The sequence below is a fragment of the Microcoleus sp. Pol17C6 genome, from assembly GCF_036701145.1.
GTDB lineage: Bacteria > Cyanobacteriota > Cyanobacteriia > Cyanobacteriales > Microcoleaceae > Microcoleus.
This window is the reverse complement of the sequence record NZ_JAUBQH010000023.1, coordinates 43,920-64,315: the sequence shown is the minus strand read 5'-3', so window position 1 is coordinate 64,315 and position 20,396 is coordinate 43,920. Positions and strand designations below refer to the sequence as shown.

Below are 20,396 nucleotides of genomic sequence, written 5' to 3'. Positions count from 1 at the left end.
GGGCGGCACCGTATCAAATATCCCCATTTTATTGCTATGAATATCGGTATTGTAGGACTGGGTTTAATTGGCGGCTCGATCGGGCTGGATTTGCGATCGCGCGGGTTTAATGTTTTTGGGGTTTCGAGTCGGCAGCAGACTTGCGATCGGGCGCAAGCTCGCGGTGTTGTCAATGAAGCCAGCATAAACCTGTCTCTGATGGCAGCAGCCGATGTGGTTTTTATTTGCACGCCGCTGGGGTCGATCGAGCCGATCGTCCGAGAGTTGGTGCCCTATCTTTCCCCTGATACTATTGTAACGGATGTCGGTTCCGTAAAAGCACCCATAGTGCAGGCTGTGTCTCCTCTGTGGCCGAATTTTGTGGGGGGACACCCGATGGCGGGGACTGCTGAAAGCGGAATTGAGGCGGCGCTGCCGGATTTGTTTGTAGGCCGGCCTTATGTGGTGACGCCGACTGCTCAGACGCCGACGCTTGCGGTGGATAAGGTTGAGGAAATTGCGCGGTTGCTGGGTGCTAAAGTTTACCGATGTGAGCCGGAAGAACACGATCGAGCTGTGGCTTGGATTTCTCATTTGCCGCTCATGGCGAGCGCGACGCTGGTTGCTGCCTGCGATCGAGAGGGCGATCGGGATATTGTTAATTTAGCCCAACATTTGGCGAGTTCTGGTTTTCGGGACACGAGCCGCGTGGGCGGCGGCAATCCCGAGCTGGGAGTGATGGTGGCAAAGTACAATCGAGAGGAATTGTTGCGATCGCTCTCTATTTACCGCGACAGTCTCGACGAGTTCATCAGCGATATCGAAGCCGAAAATTGGCAAGCTCTGGAACACAAGCTGAAGCTGACTCAACAAGCGAGACAGAATTACAAATTGTGATCCAAAAATTACTTAAAACGGTTCCCGTCTCGATTATGATTTGTGGATGCCTGTATATTGAGTTTTAATGTACACTTATTCTCGACTCAAGCGATTTTTACTGGGTGAATCTCTCCCCACTAGCGCATCTATTCATGAACGGCTGAGCAACGCTACTGGACTAGCTGTTCTGGCTTCCGATGCACTGTCGTCTGTGGCCTACGCTACTCAAGAAACTCTGCTGGTACTGTTACTAGCGGGGAGTAGCAGTTTGAGTTTATCGCTGCCTATTTCTGGAATTATTATTTTACTGTTGGCTATCGTGGCGCTGTCTTACCGACAGACAATTAAAGCGTACCCCAACGGCGGTGGCGCTTACATTGTAGCGCGAGAAAACTTGGGTATTTATCCCGGTTTGATCGCAGCAGCTTCGCTGATGATTGACTACATCCTCACCGTAACAGTGAGTATTTCGGCTGGGGTGGCGGCATTGACTTCAGCAGTTCCCTCACTGCAACCGTATACAGTCGAACTATGCTTATTTTTTATTGTCTTAGTCATGTTTGCCAATCTCAGGGGCGTGCGGGAATCGGGCACTATATTTATGGTTCCTACCTATGCGTTTATCGTGGTAATTTTTATCTTGATTGCCACGGGTTTATATCACCAGGCAACAGGTAATGTTATGCCGACATTACAAAATATTCCAGCTAAGGAACCTTTGGGATTATTTCTGCTGGCGCGGGCGTTTGCAGCGGGCTGTACGGCCCTGACAGGAGTTGAAGCCATATCAGACGGGGTGTTGGCTTTTAAGCCTCCTGAATGGAAAAATGCCAGCCTGACTTTGACCTATATGGGGGTAATTCTGGGAGTGATGTTTGTGGGAATTAGTTACCTAGCTAATATTTATCACGTAATTCCTAGCGAACATGAAACGCTCCTTTCTATTTTAGGGAAACAAATTTTTGGAGTCGGCATATTTTACTATTACTTGCAGGCAGCAACTCTGTTGATTTTGCTGTTGGCGGCGAATACGAGCTATGCGGATTTTCCGCGACTTTGTTATTTTTTGGCGCGGGACGGGTTTTTGCCGAGGCAATTGTCGCTGTTGGGCGATCGCCTGGTTTATTCTAATGGCATTAATCTGCTAAGCTTCTGCGCTGCTCTTTTAATTATCATCTTTCGAGGCAATACGAGCGCGGTGCTTCCCCTGTATGCGGTTGGAGTTTTCACTTCTTTTACTCTCTCCCAATCTGGAATGGTAGTTCACTGGTTTAAGGAACGAGGTAAAGGTTGGCAACTTAGTGCTGTGATGAACGGTGTTGGTGCAGTGGCAACAACGGGAGTTTTGGCTGTAATTCTCGCTACAAAATTCCTTTTGGGAGCTTGGGTTGTCGTAGTAACTATTCCGATCGTAGTCAGTCTATTTTTAGCTATTCACCGGCACTATCGGTATGTAGCAGCTCGCTTGAGCATTCAGGGAATAGAACCGAGGTCTTATCTTCGCAGACCTAGAGTTAAGACGGTGACACATCCGGCAGTGGTGTTAGTCGGGCAGTTGCACCGAGGAACTTTCGAGGCCCTCGATTACGCTCGTTTAATTGCTGATGAAGTTGTTGCAGTTCACGTTGATATTGGTTTGACCGATCGAGAAAAATTACAATTAGCTTGGAAAGATTTGCAGTCAGACATTCCTTTGGAAATTCTGGAATCGCCTTACCGTTCTGTTGGTGAGGCTTTGACTCACTTTTTGACTTTGTTTGAAGAGCAGCGACCGGGAGTATATTTAACGCTGATTATTCCGGCTTTTGTGACGAGAAATTGGTGGGAGGGACTGCTGCACAATCAAACTGCTTTCTTTTTGAAAGCGGCTTTGCGCGCTAAAAAAAGTCGGGTTGTAACAACGGTTAGGTATTTTCTTTAAGTAGGGATGGGCAACCGCCGGCGATTGCCCGTACTTCCTCGCAATTAAGACTGGAATGCGCTCCGACGCGCTGGCCCCAGAAACCCAGTTTCTTCGCAAAATTTTTGGTTTGGATGCGATTTTGCTAGGCAGAAACCGGGTTTCTGAAACCACTTGGTAAATCGTATATATTTATTAAAAATTCAATCAAAGGGTTGACATATCAAAAATGATATGTCATAAATTTATTCATTAGAAAAGTTGCCTTTCAACTTATCTTAAAAAAGATTGCGCCTGCTGAACCCAAGTCTTTTGTTCCCTCAAAAATCTCTTCACCTTTTGGGGGTTGCTATGCAACCCGCAACAGACTATTTATGCAGCAGCCAAAAAACTTGAACAGGCTTTTGCGAGCTTTGTCTCGGCCAAGTCTGGATGTTAGTTACAGCACCAAAGTCTACTCTATTTCTCTCAATAGTTCTTTGAATGAACACTGGCAAGATGCCAGTGCCACAAGAGAACTCAATAGTTCTTTGAATGAACACTGGCAAGATGCCGATGCTCAAACAGCAAAAGTTTTGCTCCCAGAGGATTTTCCTGTGGAAGCCAAGCGTTCAAACAGTTAGCAAGTTTGGCGAATTTCGTCACCCTCAAGGTGGTGGCGTTTGTCGCGCTGGCGCTACTCCTGACTTCTATCCAGGGGATGCGGGAGTGGCGATTGCATCGTCGAAACAGCAGGAATGGTGATTCCGGTGGCCACCGGTTCGGCTTCATGATTTACTCGAATTCGCCGAATGTGGCCCGATCGAGCTTGCGAGGCCTGGCCAAAAACTCTGAAACATCCTGAATCCAGGCTTTTTCCGCTGTCTGTCGCAGCAAATCCCGAACTTGTGAGCAGCTACCTGCAAGCGGAAGCAACAGCCGCTAATTACGGTTTTATCAACCGTTTGCTGCTAGCAGAAATTCTAGGCTGGCGTTGGTGGCAAGTTTTCGGGGATGTGGAAGCTCCCTTAGTATACGATTTGCCTCACAATATTACTTGAGCTGAAGGTGTCGGCTGGGTAACTGGCAAAGGCGCTTGTCCCGCACATTCCGGTCAGCCTGTAATTGTACCGGGTTCGATGGGCGCGCCGTCTTTTTTGCTGGTTGGTTCGGGAAACGATCGATTTTTGCGATCGGCTTCTCACCGTGTAGTTCGGGCGCGATCGCGCTTCGATATAAGTCGCAAAGGTGTTGACAAAACTGACTCCGCTTTGGGATTAACTGGCGTAGATTCCATTGCCGGGTGCGAAGAACGCAGAATCGAAGAAGTACCAACCGCTTACAAGCCAATTCAACCAGTAATTGACGTTCAGGTTGAGACGCAAATAGTTGGTGTAGTCGCTAAAATAAAGCGAGTGTTAACGTTTAATGCCTAGGAACAGGGCATTTGAGAATTAAAAATTAAACAAGGGTAAGGTGCGCGCGGATCACCCTACTAATTTTTTACTCTCGGCCCTATTTCCGATGCCCCATGCCCTATGAATGATTCTCAAGCATCACCAAATCAATCAAAACCTGTCCATCCCCTAAAGCGGCTGCTGAAGTACGGGCGTCGCTACCGCCTGAAAGCTTGGCTGGCAAGTATCTGTTCGCTGCTGAATAAATTTTTCGATTTAGCACCGCCAGCATTAATTGGTATTGCCGTTGATGTGGTGGTGAAACAGCAAGATTCTATCCTCGCTCAGTGGGGCATAAAAGATGTCTTTTGGCAACTAGCAATTATCACTCTTTTGAGCGCGGTTGTTTGGACGTTGGAATCTATTTTTGAATATGCCTATGATTATTTGTGGCGCAATTTGGCTCAGGATATTGAACACGATTTGCGTTTGGAAGCTTACAGCCATTTGCAGGAATTAGAATTAGCTTATTTTGAAGAACGCAGCACGGGCGGTTTGATTTCTATTCTCAATGATGATATCAATCAACTCGAACGTTTTTTGGACGACGGCGCTAATGAGGTGATTCAGGTAATGACAACGGTTGTTGTGATTGGCGCGGCTTTTTTTGCTGCTTCTCCTGGTGTTGCTGGGCTGTCAATGCTGCCGATACCTTTTATTATTTGGGGTTCGATCGCGTTTCAAAATCGCCTCGCTCCTCTCTATGCTGACGTGCGGGAAAAAGTGAGTTTTTTGAACGGGCAACTGTCGAATAATTTGATAGGAATTACTACTATTAAAAGTTTTACTTCCGAAGATTATGAAATTCAGCGCATCGAAGCACAAAGCCAAGCTTACCGCGAAAGCAACCGACGGGCGATCGTACTTTCGGCTGCTTTTATTCCGCTGATTCGGGTTGTGATTTTCTTGGGGTTTATTGCAACGCTATTTCTGGGCGGTTTGGAGGTGGTGGCGGGCAGGTTGTCGGTGGGAACTTACAGCGTTTTGGTGTTTTTGACCCAGCGGTTGCTGTGGCCGCTGACTCGCCTGGGAGATACTCTGGATCAATACCAGCGCGCAATGGCTTCTACTAATCGGGTGATGAATTTGTTGGATACTCCGATCGCAATTCGCACGGGTGATATTCGGCGGCCGGTTAGTTCGATTAAGGGGGAGTTGGAATTTAAAAATGTGACATTTTCTTACAATCAAAGAAAGCCGATTTTGCAGTATTTTTCCTTGACTCTGCCGGCTGGAAAAACTACTGCGATTGTTGGCGCTACTGGTTCGGGAAAAAGTACGCTGGTGAAGCTAATTTTGAGGCTGTACGAGGTACAGTACGGGAATATTTATCTCGACGGTATAGAATTAAATAACCTGAATTTAAAAGATTTGCGGAGAGCGATCGGATTGGTGAGTCAAGATGTGTTTTTGTTTCACGGTACGGTGGCAGAAAATATTGCTTACGGCAGTTTTGAGGCAACTAATCTAGAGATAGTAAATGCTGCTAAAATTGCAGAAGCGCACGAGTTTATCGCCCAATTGCCGGACGGTTACAACACTATTGTAGGGGAACGCGGTCAAAAATTGTCGGGGGGGCAGCGGCAGCGAATTGCAATTGCGCGGGCTGTTTTGAAGAATCCGCCGATTTTGATTCTGGATGAGGCTACTTCAGCGGTTGATAACGAGACGGAGGCGGCAATTCAGCGATCGCTCGAACGAATTACCAAGAATCGCACTACAATTGCGATCGCCCACCGTCTTTCTACTGTCCGCAATGCCGATTGCATTTGTGTCATGGAAGAGGGGCTAGTGGTAGAATCGGGGCAGCACGAACAACTGATCGAACAGGACGGAATTTATGCGGCGCTCTGGCGCGTGCAATCTGGTATAAGATAGAAACGCAGCGGTTTTGGGTAATTGGGAATTGCTAATTTGTAATTAGGGATGGGGCATTGGGCATGGGTAACTAATGACAACTGCCAACTGCCAACTGCCAACTGACTACTGACTGCTGACTGTAAAATATTAGTTTATACAAACAAGAAGAGAAAATGTTTCTATTTGATAGCCCTGAGTCCAAACCCAACGAAAATAGCTGGAGCCGCAAATTAGATAAATTCGTGAAAGCTAATCAAAATGAATTGGCTGCTTTGGCTTGGGGGCTATTTCTGGAAAGGGGAGAGGAAAGCGAGGAGATTTTGGCAATTGATGTTGCAGAAACTGCGCGTTTTGTGTATTGTAAGAAAGAGGCGGTTGAGGAGTTGAACCGTCAAGTGAGAAGTCATATTCAGGAAGTTGTAGGTGTGTTGAACGCTCACAAGCCTGAGACAGAAGTGGCGATTTTGGCGATCGGCGAAGGTCAAATCAAGTTAATTTTTTTTGAACCTAAGCCTGAACCTCCTGTGTGTTTTGAGGAAGCCGCAACAGATGTTGATACATTGTTGGCTAAGCTGGAACAGCAGATGGTTGAATATATGAAATAGGAGTTATATCAAATCCGGTGGCATCGGAATTGATATTACCTACAATCAGGAGAGGACGCCGTGCGGTTTCCCTACAATTAATCGGGCGATGGTTATATCTATTATCGAGGAAGATTGATTATGTTGAGGTAGGGAAACGCCAATTCCGTCTCCTCAGTTTCCCTATTGTCGATGGTTATATCCGAGATCGCACTCTGAGGGTAATTTCATTCAACAGTCTCTTTCAATCCCTCGGTGAGATCAACTGCGTATCAGCAACAGACAAGATGCCTGTTCCACAAAGAGTAAACCGGGACTTATTATAGATATCAGAATAACCAGCAATCAAAATAACCAGCGGGCGGCGAATCGTCATGAAAAATTTGAGCTTTGTCTAAAGTAGGTACAGCCTCCGCCAATTCCCTACCTACTTTTACCTCAAGCGCCCTGTCTGTTAATGGAAATGAAAATTGATGGCTATCTTGCAAATATTTTGCCTTAGCAACAATCTCATCTTTATCCAAAATCTGGCTGTTGCTACCAATCAAAATACTATTACTTTCCTGGCAAACACACACGCACACTTGAGAAAACACACTTTGAAAAGTCGTGATTTTTTCGGCATAAAATTGATCTCTTTGCAGCAGATTTGCTACCACAACTCCCTCGCTTGACAAGTGTTTTTTGCAGCTTTGATAAAATTCTTTGGTGGATAGGCGGTGGGGAAAGTAGCCGTTGCCAAAAGCTACGTCGATCATGATGATATCGTACTGAGTATCTGATTTTTGCTGCTCTAAATACTCTCGGCCGTCTTGAATTGTTACAGTTAGCCGATCGTCAAACTGCACTCCAAAGCACTGTGTAGCTGCTTCGATCGCGATCGGATCGACATCCGTACATTCTATAACAGTTTCCGGCAAATAGTGGTGCAAAACTAAGGGAATTCTGCCGCCGCCAAATCCAGCCATATAGATTCTTTGAGGTTGGCTTTGCCACACTAAACCCAACATCATCGCCTGAGTATATTCAGATACTAGATGTAAAGGATTGTTGAAATCGAAAACAGATTGCAGTAAATCTGTTTGCTGATTTACTTTTTCTACTAAAGATAGCTTAATGTGCGATCGCTCTTTTGTTACTGCAACATAGTGAACACCAGACTCTTTGCAAAAAATAACTTTGTCTGGCTGTTGCTGCAGCCAAGCCAGCCGCTGTCCAATAGCGGATAAATTAATAGATTGCCAAGTTTTGTGTTCCTCAATCATCTGATTTTAAATTTTATTTAAATTCGATATTCTCTAAGAATATAGCCTCATCCAGGCGGTTTCTACCAAAATGGCTGAGTCGCCCGGTATCTGCGAAGAAACCGGGTTTCTAGTCAAGGCTGGCGCAAGTCATGTTCTCATTTTCCAGCAGGGCAGGGGAACGAGAAGACCAGAGAAATTAAGCCGATTACAGCCGCTTGTACGCCACCAATTCCAAACCTGAAACCGAAAGTTCCACTTTTTGCCAATCTTGCTTGTCACCTTCCAACTTTTCAAAGGCTGCTGAGGTTAGCAAAATCTCTCCCCGTTCCGCCAAATCCTCTCCCAGCTTGGATGCGAGATTAAATTCCGATCCGTACATATCCTCTCCTTCCAGCATCAAAACATCGCCACAGCCAATACCAATACAGAGGTAAATATCCATCTCCGGCGGGAGTGTCGTGTTGACAGCCGCTGTGTGTTTCAAAGAGTCGCTCGCAGCTTCCACCGCCGATTTTACATCGGGAAAAACTGCAAAAATATTGTCTGCTTCCTCCTTAACTACAGTGCCACCGTATTCGGAAATTATCGGTTTTACAATTCCGTGCATCCGGTGAATCATTGCCAAAAAATGAATAATTCCGTGGCGGACTGTCGTGCGCGAAAATCCCGACATATCCATTACTAAAATTGCGTAATTTTTGCGAAAAGTAGCATTGATTTTTTCATCAATCTCAGCCATTCTTTCGGGATATTCGTTTCTTTCTTGCAGCAGCTTTTCTAAGTTAGCGCGGTTATTTGTTTTCATTTTTGTTTAATTAAATTCCCAATCTCGACACAGTTCTTGAGGGCGGCCAGCAGGATGCACCGCACAATTGATGCCATCCTTACCGTAATAATAATCGCAGACTTTGCAAGGTTTAGTTTGCTCTAATTTTTTCATCAAAATTGCCCGGATTGTCTGGACTCGGTTGCGATACTTGTTTGCATTCGAGTGACTCGGTTCAATTGCCAAAGCTTGCTCGAAAGCGGCTAAGCTGGAATCGTACAATTTAATAATTTGGGCGCTGTATTTTGTCCAAGCATCGGCATGGCTTTGATACAGTTCGACTGTACTTAAGTTGAAAATTCCGTATTCTGTCCAAGCGTCGGCTGAAGCTCGATCGAACTTAATATTGGCATTGAGCAAAACTTTTTTGATCGTTGCCAAAAGTTCCCTCGGCTGCCAAGGTTTGCTAACATAAGCCTCGGCGCGATCGCCCTGGAACCTCGCAAATAAAGCTAACTGCTGTCCCTTGCCTGTTAAAAATACCACAGGTATGTTCCGAGTTTCGGGATTAGCTTTAATTAAACGACAAACCCCGTAGCCGTCTAGACGGGGCATTATAACATCTAATAATACTAAATCAGGGCAATTTTTCTCAATTTTATCCAACGCTTCCACACCGTCAGATGCCTGAATTACATTCAATCCGCTGCATCTCAACTGATGTGAAATGCACTCCCGCTGGCTGCGGGAATCTTCCACCACTAAAACTGTACTCATCACGCCACACCTGGTTTCTGAGGTAAACTTGTTCGCTGCTTCGAGTTGTCCTTGCTGAAATCAGTTTACCCGCCTTGGATGAATTTGTTATCACTGGCAAGCTAAACTTACTCAAATTGCAACAAATCTTAAACTGGGGAGCCAAGGTGATACTTATCAGAAAATGCTGGTTGCTAATACCGGGAAAATTATTCGATATTTAGACCACAAATATTGGGCTTTTAAGCCTTAATAACGGCAAATCGTACTGATATCGGACGAAAACCTTCTTGAATTGCAACAGATAATCGGCTACTGTATACGTTAAAGTTCTTAAACACGACAAATGAATAGATTGCTCCTCACTTTATTGGTAAGTCCAACGCTGTTTGGATCTGTGATGTCTTTGAGCGCGATCGCAAATCCCGCTCAAATTGGCGAAACACCAAGCCAATCGGCTGAGTCGCCCCAATGCGTGCCCTCGCCCCACACTCAGCGTCTGACTTGCGTGCGCCTCCCCGCCAAAGCTGCTGCTAATTCTAAAGTAAGAATCAGTTGGCAGCGCCCTGCTGACGAACAGGTGGCAATGCTGGACTTTTCCGAAGAAGAAAGCGACGCCGCCGTGGCGATGTTTGGCTGCGACTGCCCGACTTGTATCAATTCCCTGCGCCAGTTGCGCGGTGTTCCCCTGTTACCGGTGTAAGGGCGATCGCGCCATAGTGTTCGAGCTAACGTTTGAATTTTGCTCAAATCGCGATCGTTGCGAAATTTGATAATTGCGGGACGATCGCACTTGTCACTTGTCATCTACCATCACCTATTCAGAGCGGCGAGCGAGCTGTTCAGAGCGATCGACCTTTTGATGTCCACAAATTTTAATAATTTCTCACCGATAAAATGTCCTTCGATGTCTTTGGGGCAAAAGGCATAATATCGAATTACATCACAGCTCAACAGTTGTTTTTTTTATATTTCATCAGTCTATAATTTGGCCGTTTGTAATGGCGAAGGTTATTCGCAGCTACACGAACGAGACTGCCAAAAGTTGTAGTTTTGGGTTTGTAACAGTAGATGAATCCAGATCAACGCTGATGTTGCAAATCGATCGCACCCCTCGGCAAAATTAAATGTATAATATTAACGCAGTAAACCGCTACGAGTGAATCATGTCCGCAAACACCGCGCTACCCGCAGCCCTAGCTAAAATCGTTCAGCGCTTTCAGCGACATTCCGATCCAAAACAGCGCTACGAACAACTGCTGTGGTATGCCAAAAGACTCCCAGCATTTCCCGAAAGCGATAAACTGCCGGAAAACAAAGTTTCTGGCTGCGTATCGCAAGTTTATATTACTGCAAATTTGACAGACGGAAAAGTTTTGTATCAAGGCGATTCAGACGCTCAGTTAGTCAAAGGATTAGTTGGCTTGCTGGTGGAAGGTTTGAGCGGATTAACGCCTGCTGAAATTGTGACCATTACCCCAGATTTTATTCAAGACACGGGATTGAATGTGAGTCTGACACCTTCCCGCGCTAACGGATTTTACAACATTTTTCAAATGATGAAAAATAAGGCACTTGCTTGTGAATTGAGCAAGCAAGCCGAAGCAAATTAAAAGAATAAACAGCCATGACTCAAACTACAAATTTAACAAAATCACGTTCGGGCAACTATCCCGCCGCCGTTCAAGAATATCTCTGGAATTGGCAAGAAACGCAAATCAAAGTTATTTACGAAACCCGAGGACAGGGAAATCCTGTATTGCTGCTTCCTGCTTTCAGTACGGTTTCCACGCGAGAAGAAATGCGTCCTTTAGCAGAATTATTAGCTCCTAAATTTCAAGTTGTGAGCTTAGATTGGCCGGGTTTTGGCGCATCGGATCGACCGCGAACTGACTATCAACCGCAATTATACCATCAATTTCTCAAGGATTTTGTTGAGGCAATTTTTAATAGTCCGGTTGCTGTAGTGGCTGCTGGTCACGCTGCGGGTTATGTAATGCAATTAGCGCAATCAAAGCCGAATGTTTGGTCAAAGATTGTGTTAGCTGCGCCGACTTGGCGCGGGCCTTTGCCGACGATGAGCAAACAGCAAAGCGGCTGGCACGGCATCGTGAGAGAATTAGTACGATCGCCTTTACTGGGACAATTCCTCTACAAACTCAACACTGCGCCGTCATTCCTCAGTTTGATGTACCGTCGCCACGTCTATGTCGATGCAGCTAAAGTCACGCCAGATTTCATTCAAAGCAAATGGCAAGTGACGCAAAAACCCGGTGCTCGATACGGTTCCGCTGCCTTTGTGACTGGTGGTTTAGATCCGGCAAAAGTGCGATCGGAATTTACAGATAAATTTCAACAATTAGCAGTGCCGGTGATGGTTGTAATTGCTGAAAATGCGCCGCCAAAATCAAAGGCTGAAATGGAAGCATTAACGGAATTACCCGGTGTTGAGTCGCGAGTTGTTCCTGGTTCTTTGGGTATGCACGAAGAAAATGCAGAAGCTTTAGCAAATGCGCTTCAATCTTTTCTATAAATTATTTAAACCCAATTCTTCAGTCCGCGCAGGCGGACTTTGTTTGTGTAGCCCCGAATTATATTCGGCGGTTAATTGGGCGGTTTACATCATTAGAATAACAGCGGTATTTTGGCTGGTTTTCTCTTCCTTTCCTTTGCCCCTGTATGCTGTGGGAAAGCCGCCGTTTGCTAATTCACAAGAGAGTATTATTGAAAGTGCGATCGACTTTCACATTCATTCTTCTCCTGATGTGATTCCTCGCAGGTTGGATGATTTTGAAGTAGCTAAGTCAGCCGCGCGATCGCACATGAAAGCTGTTGTATTGAAAAATCATTATGCCAGCACAGCAGCGCGGGCAGTTCTGGTTAATAAAATAGTACCAGAAATCAAAGTTTTCGGGGGAGTTGTTCTCAATAAGTCGGTAGGGGGAATTAATCCCGAGGCTGTAGATGCAATGCACCGCATCGGTGGCAAATACGGTAAAATAGTGTGGTTGCCAACGGTTGATGCTGAGCATCACTTGCAGGTTTTTCACAAGCCGGGAATGGGGATTAAAGTTGCGGAAAATGGCAAGGTTTTACCGGAAACAGCAGCGGTGTTGAAGATTGTAGCAAAAGAGAATTTGGTATTGGAAACCGGTCATATTTCCTCAGAAGAAGTGATGGCGGTTGTCAGTGAAGCCAACCTGCTCAACATTAAAAACATCCTGATTACCCACGCCATGGCGGATGTACCCGGTTTATCCCTAGAAAATATGCAAACAGCCGCCGCAGCCGGAGCTTTCTTAGAACTCGCATTTGTGAACGATTTGATGGGAGAAAATGCCGCTGATGACGGACACAAAAACTGGCATCAAGTTTCAATTAAGAAGATGGCAGCAGCGATTAAACTAATCGGAGCGGAGCATTTTGTTATGAGTACAGATTTGGGAAGAAAACCCGATCCTTTACCTGCGGAAGGTTACAAATTATTTGTTAAAAAGTTGAGGGATGAAGGCATTTCTCCGCACGAAATAGATTTAATGATGAAACACAATCCAGCTCGATTGTTAGGCATTTAGAATTGGTAATGGGGTATGGGCAATCGGGGATAGGGAATCGCTAATTGGGAATTCTCTTCCCTCTTTTCTCTTCCTTCTTCCTTCTTCCCTCTTCCCTCTGCCTTATGCCTTATGCCTTCTACCTTCTTCCTGACATCAGTTACATCCGTTACATCCGTTACATAATCCGTTGCCGAACTTCCTTCTTCTATTCTTGATTGCCTTTACCGTTCAAGTATCCGTTATCTGCAATGCGCCAAGCACCCCCAGCATTGCCCGTTAAATCGCTATCTTCCACGGTAGCAATGCCATCTCTGTAAACGGCGATCGCCTCACCTTCATTACCATTAATCCGACACCGGCGCACGAGCAATTTTCCTCCCAATCCGACACCTATTCCCAAACTGCCGTTGTCAAAAATACTGCAATCTTCCACCGTTGCTTTCCCATTATCCGATATAAAAATTCCGTTCCATACCCCATTATGAATTTGACTGCGGCGGAGGATAGAATTTGTATCAGGGCCGCAAATTCCCACCACAGAATAGTCCGCAGAAGTGATATCGCTGTCTTCTATGATTAACTCGCCTTTGCGAATATCTACAGCGTAATATTTCCCAGTTGCCCTCAGCGTTAAACCCCGCACTAAAGCAGTATCAGTTGCCATTTTTATGCAGTTTGAGTTGATACTTTCAACCACAATGCTATCGACCTCTCCGCTGCCGATAATTTCTACCGATTGGTCGAGAATTAAACTTTCACGATAAACGCCTGGATGCACGTCAATGCGCGTGCCGGCTGCTGCATTTTTCAGCGCTTCGCTAATAGTAGTATAATCGCCTTGACCCTGCTGAGAAACAACAAATCCTTGACTCTTCCCAACTTTGGTATCTGAAGTAGATGCTTCAATTTGCTCTGATTCCGAGTCAAAATGCTCAGATTGTCGATCGCCCGCTTCTGAAAGTTGCGATGTTAGCTGCAAGCGTTCTTGATAAACTGTCTCTAGCTGATGTTCTAACTCGGATACTTGAGATAGAAGTTGAGCTTGATTCTGGTTGGCTGTCTCGATTTGACTTTGAGTTTCCGAGAGTTGAGAATAAAGGTGCGATCGTTCTCTGTTAGCAGTTTCTAGCTGAGATGCCAATTCATAGCGACTTTGACGCACACTTTCTAACTGACTTTCTAAGTCGGATACTTGAGATAGAAGTTGAGTTTGATTTTGATTAGCGGTTTCGATTTGACTTTGCAATTGGGAGAGTTGAGAAGTGAGCTGAGATTCCAATTCAGAGCGAGTTTGACGCACACTCTCTAGCTGAGCTTCTAAATCAGATACTTGAGATAGAAGTTGAGCTTGATTCTGATTGGCTGTGTCGATTTGACTTTGGAATTCCGAGATTTGAGAAGTGAGCTGAGATTCCAATTCAGAGCGAGTTTGACGCACTCTCTCTAACTGATGTTCTAAGTCCGATACTTGAGATTGAAGTTGAGTTTGATTCTGATTGGCTGTCTCGGCTTGATTTTGAATTTCCGAGAGTTGAGAATAAAGTTGCGAGCGTTCCGTGTTAGCTGTTTCTAGCTGAACTTCTAATTCAGAGCGAGTTTGACGCAGGCTATTTAGCAGATTTTCTAAGTCCGATACTTGAGATTGAAGTTGAGTTTGATTCTGATTAGCCGTCTCGATTTGACTTTGGAATTCCGAAATTTGAGAAGTGAGCTGAGATTCCAATTCAAAGCCACTTTGACGCACACTTTCTAACTGTTGTTCTAAGTCCGATACTTGAGATTGAAGTTGAGTTTGATTCTGGTTGGCTGTCTCGGTTTGACTTTGGAATTCCGAAATTTGAGAAGTGAGTTGAGATTCCAATTCAGAGCGATGCTGACGCACACTTTCTAACTGGTGTTCTAAGTCCGAAATTTGAGATTGAAGTTGATTTTGATTCTGGTGGGCTGTCTCGGCTTGACTTTGAAGTTCCGAGAGTTGATCATAAAGTTGCGAGCGTTCTGTGTTAGCACTTTCTAGCTGAACTTCTAAGTGAGAGCGAGTTTGACGCACACTATCTAGCTGAGATTCTAAGTCGGATACTTGAGATTGAAGTTGAGTTTCACTCTGGTTGGCTGTCTCGATTTGACTTTGGAATTCCGACAGTTGAGAATAAAGGTGCGAGCGTTCTGTGTTAGCAGTTTCTAATTGAGCTTGCAGTTCTGATAACTGAGACTGGAGTTGCGAGCTATCTCCCTCCTTGCGATGTATCTGAGACTCCAATTCTGACAACTCAGACAGCAGTCTTTCTCGCTCTAAAACCACCATTTCGGATTGAAGTTGTAGTTCATGAACTTGAGAGTTTAACTGCCTTTTATCCAGATTAGCAGCTTCTAACTGTCTTTGCAGTTCTAATACTTCAAATGGAGGTTGCTGTGCTTGTTCGCGAGCAGTTTGCAATTGAGAGTTGAGTATTTCGCGTTCTTGCTCTGCACTCTCCAGTTGAGCTTGTAGCTCTGACAATTCCGAAGTAAATTGCGATCGCTCTGCTTCGACTAATTGCAGTTGAGCTTGCAAACCCGACAGTTGAGACTGAAGTTGCTGCCGCTCTTCAAGGGAGCGATCAAACTTAATTTGAATTTCCGACAATTGGTACTGTACCTGCAATCTGCTTTGGCTAGCCGTTTCCAACTGACTCTCAAATTCCGACAGCAGAGCGTGAAATTGAGAACGTTCTGCATCCACCGTCTCTAACTCTGCTTGCATTTCCAGCAATTGAGCGTTAAGTTGCGATCGCTCCTGCTCCGCAACTTCTAACTGCTCTTTCAGTTCTGCCACTTCTGCTAACTGGGACTCAGCTTGTTGAGCATTTTCTAGCTGAAACTGCAAATCAGCAATCAGAGCATCAATTTGCGATCGATCGCGGGCAATTCCTGCCAAAAAATCTTCCATTTCCGACACTTGATTTTTTAACAATTCTTGCTCGCGAGTCACAGTTCCCAACCGACTTTGCAACTGAGACAATTCAGAATTTAGCTGATTTTCATTCTGCACCTTTTGCCGCAATTCCGAAGTTCTGGCATCCAACTGAGCAGCCAAATTCGATATAGCTTCCTGCGAACCCTGCATCCGCACCAAATTGCGTGAATTTCGCTTATTCAAAATTAGCCAGCAGACTAATGCCCCGCCTCCAAATCCTATTAATAAAAGTAATGCTTCCATTTGTTTTATCTAATTAAAATAAATTGAGTTATTTTGATGCTGACCCAAAAATGGACATCCACAAATCCCTATCTTATATCGTTTCCAGTTCCATCGGAATAATAAAATCGAGCCAAGAGTTAACACTCAACCATTCAGTTTTGCGACTCCGACTCAACAGTCAACAGTCAACAGTCAAGAATCATGAGGAGTGCCACCGGAATTGATATTACTCAAAGCTATCACAACTTGCCAGCCTGTGTTCACTTGGCTAAACAATTTATATTTCTTTACAAATTCCTTTTGTTTACAGGTAAGGTGCGCCCAGCGCACCCTGCAAGTCCAATTAATGAAGCAAATCCACAATATGAGGAATAATTCCGATATGCTGAGTCAACAAATAATCCAACCTATCCGCCAGTAAACTAAAAATTAAATCGTTATAACTCATCCCGTATTCCGCCAAACCTAAAGCTACCAAACTCGTGACATTTTCCCCTGGATGTTTCAGATCCGGTTTGGGATTTGCTTCCAAAACATAAAGCGAGCCATCAGAATCACTTCGGACATCGATCCGCACCAAACTGTTCAAACTAAACTCCCAATAAATTTTTCGAGCTAACTCAATTAACTCTTGTTTTAGTTCAGGTTCGTCACCGCCCATCAACCGTCCTCGGTCGGCCGTAATCGCCTTTTGATCCATAGAAGTAAAGATGCGTTCTTCCGGTTCCAGCACCCGCTCTACAGTCGAAAAAGCAAAGGGTTTGGTATTTTTATAAAATCTGCCTTTAGCATAAGTAACATAGCCGCAGACCGCTACACAAAATTCTCGTCCCGGCAAATACTTTTCAATTAAAGCAGTATTGTGAGTGTCTCGGTGAACTTCCGAAACCGCCTGAGACAAACCCTCAATATTGTCTACAAAATGAACGTGCAGTGAAGCGCGACCGGATACTGGTTTGACAACAAACGGCCCTTGATAGTCACCAAAAGTAATGGCAAAACGCTGATGCAAATTAGGATGCAACATTCCTTGAGAAGGATGCCAAGTCATAAACGGAGCAGTTTTAATTCCGACTGATTGCAGTTCCCGCTTAAAAGCGTGTTTGTTATCTAAAGTTGAACTATTTAAAGGATTGTGACCGACATAAGGCATTCCCAACATTTCCAACAAGGCGGGAGTGTGACAAACAGGATTGTATCCCTGGACTCCGCCAGTATTCAGCCAGACTAAATGAATGTTTTGTTGTTTCAGTTGTTCCGGCAACTTCATGTCGTCAGGTATGACAAAAACTTGCTGAAAGCCAATTTCTGCTAATGCTTTAGCAATCTCGCGGGCGACGACTTCGTAACTCTTCCAACCGCGGGGATTGTGAGTTTTGTAAATCACTGATCCGGGGCGAGCGCAGTCGCCGCCGAACACCACCGCAATCCGCAATTTAGCGAACAGCACCTCCAAATATTGAGGAAGCAAACAAAAGTCATAATGCCAGCTCTTCATGCCCATTGATGTGGGAATCATTTAAGTATTTTTTCCTTTGTATTTCATTTTTTAGCGACCGAACCGCTAGATTTCCCCAAATATATTCCCGCCAAAACCACAGAAAAAGAAAACCAATTAAACAAGCTCAAACTTTCTGAAAACAGCACCCAAGCCATAATAGCCGTAATTACGGGTTCTAGCAGCAGGAAAAAAGCTACAAATTCCGAGGACAAACGACCCAGACTGTGGATAAGCAGTCCCTGACCGAAAGCTTGGCAAATCACCGCCAAAGCAATTACCGTCAGCCATCCCTGCCAAGAATAAGGGAAAACTCGATCGCCCGCAAGCAGAACCAATGGCAAAACCAATATAGTGCCAATAAAACATCGCCATATCAATATATTTGTGGCCGGAAACTTGGTTCGCAAATGTTCTGAAATTAGCAGATTTCCTGCATAAAACATCGCCGATAAAAGAGCAGCAATGTCGCCTGCAAAATTGTCTCTCGCAGCTTGCAAATCATCCATTCCGATCGCAATTGCGCCGGACAAAGCCACCGCCAGTCCCACCAAAAACCTGTTGTCAAAGCGTCGCCCCAACAGCAGCCATCCCCCCAAAGTAGTAAATAAAGGAGTTAAGTTTCGCAGTACAGTAGAATTAGCGACATTAGTCTGACTCAGTGACCAGGCCCAGAAAACCACAGAAGCAGAAGAAACCACCCCTACCGCTGTTAACAGAATCACATCCTGCAGAGTGTAGTTCGATCGCTCTTCAACTTCAGCCCCAGACATTCGGCGACGCGCAACACCCGCACCATTCCATAGTCCAAATACTACAGTTGCTATCCACAAACGGTTAAAAACAGTAGCATTCGGGCTGATTTCCCGTTCGCTCAACCTAATAAAAATCGCCGCCAGCGACACCGCTAGCAGCGCCGCTGACAGCGAAACGATCGCCCAAATTTTGCCTTGACTTTCAGCTAATTCACCGTTTTTTAAACTGTCCGGCTTTCCCAAAACAATAGTTTGGTCTTCACTTGTTAAGGCAGAGTTTAACTCGGTTTTTTCCAAAATATTGTGCTGAAGTTCAATATTTGGCTCTGGCAATTCCAGTTTTTTTGACATTCTTAAGAGTTCCAATGAAGGCAAAAGGCAGTTGTGTAGGGTGCGTGACCAAAGAATATTTTGGTGGCGAAGGGAATAACTCAAAAGTCACGCACTCTACTTACTAGGGCTGCAAAAACTATTTTTTATAGTTAACAGCAGCTTAGGTTGAAGGTTTAACAGAAAGCCTTGTCAAAGCCTCCTTTAGTGCCGGTGGCAATTGCCGGATAATCTTGTTCTTGTCGCGATCGACACCAACCAAAGTTACCTGTGCTGTCACATATAACTCCTGAGTATCAGCCGATCGAATTTCGTAATCCCAAAGCAGCCGCACACCCTCGGTAGCAGCGATCCGCGTTCTGACTGCCACAGATTGACCCATTTGTACAGCCCGGTGGTAGCGCAGCGAAAGTTCCACCACGGGCAATTCCAAACCCTGCGCCACCCAGTCTGCATACTCGATGCCGAGAGAGCGCAAACTTTCCACCCTAGCTTCCTCCATCCAAGTAATATAAGTACCGTGCCAAACCACACCGCTGTAGTCAGTATGGTGAGGATACACTCGCACCAAATATTCAAACCAGCCCTCAGAGTCCATCCCGCGCCGATTTTGAATAGCACCAGCCGGTGCGAGTTCTGGTTGAGTTCGATCGTTCTCTAACACTTTACAAATCGTTCCAAAACGCTACATTTCTACAAATCATAAGACAAACTTCAGGCTTATGCTTGACAGTAAGAAACTAGAGTACCAACGCCCTAGTTTAACGTCGCACAAGAAAACTCAACTGTTTTTACCGCCAAAACCATGATAGAAAAAATTTTAGTAGCCGTAGCCGGTCGCGGCTTGTGCGAAGAGATGTTTAATATGTTGATGGACATCCCTTCCTTGCAACAAACCTCTGTCACCGTCTTGCACGTTGTGCCGCCCCAAGTAACCTCCGATGGCATGGCCGAGAAATTGGAAGAAGGAGGCAAGATTTTAGCACAAGCAGTCCAGTCTTTGAAAATAGATCCCAGCAAAGTCAACCCCCGGCTCAAACAGGGAGACCCGAAAACCACAGTTTGCCAAGTCGCAGAAGAAGAACAATCCGACTTAGTAATTATGGGTTCCCGCGGACTCGGACGGCTGCAATCGATTTTGGAAAACTCAGTCAGCCAGTACGTTTTCCAGCTAACATCTCGACCGATGCTGTTAGTCAAAGACGACATTTACGTCAAAAAAATCAAGCGCGTCATGGTAGCGGTAGACAAATCAGAAGCTGCCAAACAGTCATTGCAGCTTGCGCTATCTTTGGTCAAAGAAGTCAGTGGCGGAGAGATAATTTTAGTACACGTCACCAAAGATTTGACGGGAAAATCCAGCACAGATTTAACAACAAGTGCTGAAAAAGACGCTGTATTGGCCCCAGCAGTAGCACTAACCAAACAAATGGGAGTTAGCTACCGCTGCGTGAGTGCTACAGGCAAGCCAGGGGAAGAAATTTGTCGCATTGCAGACGAGTTGAATGCCGACTTGTTGGTAATCGGTTCCCCGGATCGGCGACCCAACGTTGCCAAAAACTTTGTGGATATCGATCGACTCCTGGGAAATTCGCTATCAGACTACGTGCGAGTTTATGCCAACTGTCCCGTCTTGCTAGCCCGCACAGTAGGCTAGAATCTCATCGT

17 protein-coding genes and 1 pseudogene are annotated in these 20,396 nt (G+C 45.3%); 11 read left to right on the top strand and 7 right to left on the bottom strand.

Going from position 1 to position 20,396, the window contains the following annotated elements:
• The first annotated feature begins 36 nt into the window (after positions 1-36).
• The 6 genes and pseudogenes from QUA25_RS13655 to ccmS all read left to right on the top strand — a co-directional run bounded on the left by QUA25_RS13655 (position 37) and on the right by ccmS (position 6,659).
• A complete protein-coding gene (locus tag QUA25_RS13655; protein WP_333038606.1) occupies positions 37-876 on the top strand; it encodes a prephenate/arogenate dehydrogenase in 840 nt (279 codons plus the stop codon).
• 67 nt (positions 877-943) lie between these two features.
• The gene (locus QUA25_RS13650; protein ID WP_333038603.1) at positions 944-2,779 is read left to right on the top strand and encodes an APC family permease; all 1,836 of its coding nucleotides are present in this window, start codon (positions 944-946) and stop codon (positions 2,777-2,779) included.
• 353 nt (positions 2,780-3,132) lie between these two features.
• Positions 3,133-3,381, top strand: coding sequence for a hypothetical protein (locus QUA25_RS13645; RefSeq protein ID WP_333038602.1), 249 nt, complete (start codon positions 3,133-3,135; stop codon positions 3,379-3,381).
• Between the two features lie 168 nt (positions 3,382-3,549).
• Positions 3,550-4,173: pseudogene (locus QUA25_RS13640) on the top strand (RtcB family protein).
• Positions 4,174-4,275: 102 nt separating this feature from the next.
• The gene (locus QUA25_RS13635) at positions 4,276-6,072 is read left to right on the top strand and encodes an ABC transporter ATP-binding protein (protein WP_333038600.1); all 1,797 of its coding nucleotides are present in this window, start codon (positions 4,276-4,278) and stop codon (positions 6,070-6,072) included.
• 155 nt (positions 6,073-6,227) lie between these two features.
• Positions 6,228-6,659 (top strand): beta-carboxysome assembly chaperone CcmS, encoded by a 432-nt coding sequence (gene ccmS, locus QUA25_RS13630; RefSeq protein WP_333038598.1) that lies wholly within the window; start codon positions 6,228-6,230, stop codon positions 6,657-6,659.
• Between the two features lie 308 nt (positions 6,660-6,967).
• Here ccmS and QUA25_RS13625 read toward each other — a convergent pair whose 3' ends face one another.
• From QUA25_RS13625 to QUA25_RS13615, 3 genes are all read right to left on the bottom strand, one after another.
• Entirely contained in the window at positions 6,968-7,903 is a 936-nt protein-coding gene (locus QUA25_RS13625; protein WP_333038595.1) for a fused MFS/spermidine synthase, read from the bottom strand.
• Positions 7,904-8,090: 187 nt separating this feature from the next.
• Positions 8,091-8,690, bottom strand: coding sequence for an adenylate/guanylate cyclase domain-containing protein (locus QUA25_RS13620; RefSeq protein WP_333038592.1), 600 nt, complete (start codon positions 8,688-8,690; stop codon positions 8,091-8,093).
• 6 nt (positions 8,691-8,696) lie between these two features.
• A complete protein-coding gene (locus QUA25_RS13615) occupies positions 8,697-9,428 on the bottom strand; it encodes a response regulator (RefSeq protein WP_333038590.1) in 732 nt (243 codons plus the stop codon).
• Between the two features lie 325 nt (positions 9,429-9,753).
• Between QUA25_RS13615 and QUA25_RS13610 the strand changes: the two genes are divergently transcribed.
• From QUA25_RS13610 to QUA25_RS13595, 4 genes are all read left to right on the top strand, one after another.
• The gene (locus QUA25_RS13610) at positions 9,754-10,110 is read left to right on the top strand and encodes a hypothetical protein (protein WP_333038588.1); all 357 of its coding nucleotides are present in this window, start codon (positions 9,754-9,756) and stop codon (positions 10,108-10,110) included.
• Positions 10,111-10,573: 463 nt separating this feature from the next.
• A complete protein-coding gene (locus QUA25_RS13605; protein WP_333038585.1) occupies positions 10,574-11,020 on the top strand; it encodes a SufE family protein in 447 nt (148 codons plus the stop codon).
• 14 nt (positions 11,021-11,034) lie between these two features.
• The gene (locus QUA25_RS13600; RefSeq protein ID WP_333038583.1) at positions 11,035-11,940 is read left to right on the top strand and encodes an alpha/beta hydrolase; all 906 of its coding nucleotides are present in this window, start codon (positions 11,035-11,037) and stop codon (positions 11,938-11,940) included.
• Positions 11,918-12,982, top strand: a complete 1,065-nt coding sequence (locus QUA25_RS13595) for a DUF6282 family protein (RefSeq protein WP_333038581.1) — start codon at positions 11,918-11,920, stop codon at positions 12,980-12,982. The genes QUA25_RS13600 and QUA25_RS13595 overlap by 23 nt, the downstream gene beginning before the upstream one ends.
• A gap of 187 nt (positions 12,983-13,169) precedes the next feature.
• Here the strand turns inward: QUA25_RS13595 and QUA25_RS13590 are convergent, their stop codons facing one another.
• The 4 genes from QUA25_RS13590 to QUA25_RS13575 all read right to left on the bottom strand — a co-directional run bounded on the left by QUA25_RS13590 (position 13,170) and on the right by QUA25_RS13575 (position 19,392).
• Positions 13,170-16,163, bottom strand: a complete 2,994-nt coding sequence (locus QUA25_RS13590) for a right-handed parallel beta-helix repeat-containing protein (protein WP_333038578.1) — start codon at positions 16,161-16,163, stop codon at positions 13,170-13,172.
• A 325-nt stretch (positions 16,164-16,488) separates the two neighbouring features.
• Positions 16,489-17,664, bottom strand: coding sequence for an ATP-grasp domain-containing protein (locus QUA25_RS13585; protein ID WP_333038576.1), 1,176 nt, complete (start codon positions 17,662-17,664; stop codon positions 16,489-16,491).
• A gap of 23 nt (positions 17,665-17,687) precedes the next feature.
• A complete protein-coding gene (locus QUA25_RS13580) occupies positions 17,688-18,749 on the bottom strand; it encodes a DMT family transporter (protein ID WP_333038575.1) in 1,062 nt (353 codons plus the stop codon).
• A gap of 142 nt (positions 18,750-18,891) precedes the next feature.
• Positions 18,892-19,392, bottom strand: coding sequence for a thioesterase family protein (locus QUA25_RS13575; protein WP_333038573.1), 501 nt, complete (start codon positions 19,390-19,392; stop codon positions 18,892-18,894).
• 141 nt (positions 19,393-19,533) lie between these two features.
• On the opposite strand from QUA25_RS13575, the gene QUA25_RS13570 reads away from it, so the two are divergent.
• Positions 19,534-20,385, top strand: a complete 852-nt coding sequence (locus QUA25_RS13570; RefSeq protein ID WP_333038571.1) for a universal stress protein — start codon at positions 19,534-19,536, stop codon at positions 20,383-20,385.
• Positions 20,386-20,396 lie beyond the last annotated feature (11 nt).

Excerpts from the sequence above, each read along its gene's own strand:
- QUA25_RS13605 (WP_333038585.1), top strand. The coding sequence starts at position 10,574 with ATGTCCGCAAACACCGCGCTACCCGCAGCCCTAGCTAAAATCGTTCAG.
- QUA25_RS13650 (WP_333038603.1), top strand. The coding sequence starts at position 944 with ATGTACACTTATTCTCGACTCAAGCGATTTTTACTGGGTGAATCTCTC.
- QUA25_RS13615 (WP_333038590.1), bottom strand. The coding sequence starts at position 9,428 with ATGAGTACAGTTTTAGTGGTGGAAGATTCCCGCAGCCAGCGGGAGTGC.
- QUA25_RS13645 (WP_333038602.1), top strand. The coding sequence starts at position 3,133 with ATGCAGCAGCCAAAAAACTTGAACAGGCTTTTGCGAGCTTTGTCTCGG.
- QUA25_RS13570 (WP_333038571.1), top strand. The coding sequence starts at position 19,534 with ATGATAGAAAAAATTTTAGTAGCCGTAGCCGGTCGCGGCTTGTGCGAA.
- ccmS (WP_333038598.1), top strand. The coding sequence starts at position 6,228 with ATGTTTCTATTTGATAGCCCTGAGTCCAAACCCAACGAAAATAGCTGG.
- QUA25_RS13580 (WP_333038575.1), bottom strand. The coding sequence starts at position 18,749 with ATGTCAAAAAAACTGGAATTGCCAGAGCCAAATATTGAACTTCAGCAC.
- QUA25_RS13635 (WP_333038600.1), top strand. The coding sequence starts at position 4,276 with ATGAATGATTCTCAAGCATCACCAAATCAATCAAAACCTGTCCATCCC.
- QUA25_RS13595 (WP_333038581.1), top strand. The coding sequence starts at position 11,918 with ATGCGCTTCAATCTTTTCTATAAATTATTTAAACCCAATTCTTCAGTC.
- QUA25_RS13585 (WP_333038576.1), bottom strand. The coding sequence starts at position 17,664 with ATGATTCCCACATCAATGGGCATGAAGAGCTGGCATTATGACTTTTGT.
- QUA25_RS13590 (WP_333038578.1), bottom strand. The coding sequence starts at position 16,163 with ATGGAAGCATTACTTTTATTAATAGGATTTGGAGGCGGGGCATTAGTC.
- QUA25_RS13625 (WP_333038595.1), bottom strand. The coding sequence starts at position 7,903 with ATGATTGAGGAACACAAAACTTGGCAATCTATTAATTTATCCGCTATT.
- QUA25_RS13610 (WP_333038588.1), top strand. The coding sequence starts at position 9,754 with ATGAATAGATTGCTCCTCACTTTATTGGTAAGTCCAACGCTGTTTGGA.
- QUA25_RS13620 (WP_333038592.1), bottom strand. The coding sequence starts at position 8,690 with ATGAAAACAAATAACCGCGCTAACTTAGAAAAGCTGCTGCAAGAAAGA.
- QUA25_RS13600 (WP_333038583.1), top strand. The coding sequence starts at position 11,035 with ATGACTCAAACTACAAATTTAACAAAATCACGTTCGGGCAACTATCCC.
- QUA25_RS13655 (WP_333038606.1), top strand. The coding sequence starts at position 37 with ATGAATATCGGTATTGTAGGACTGGGTTTAATTGGCGGCTCGATCGGG.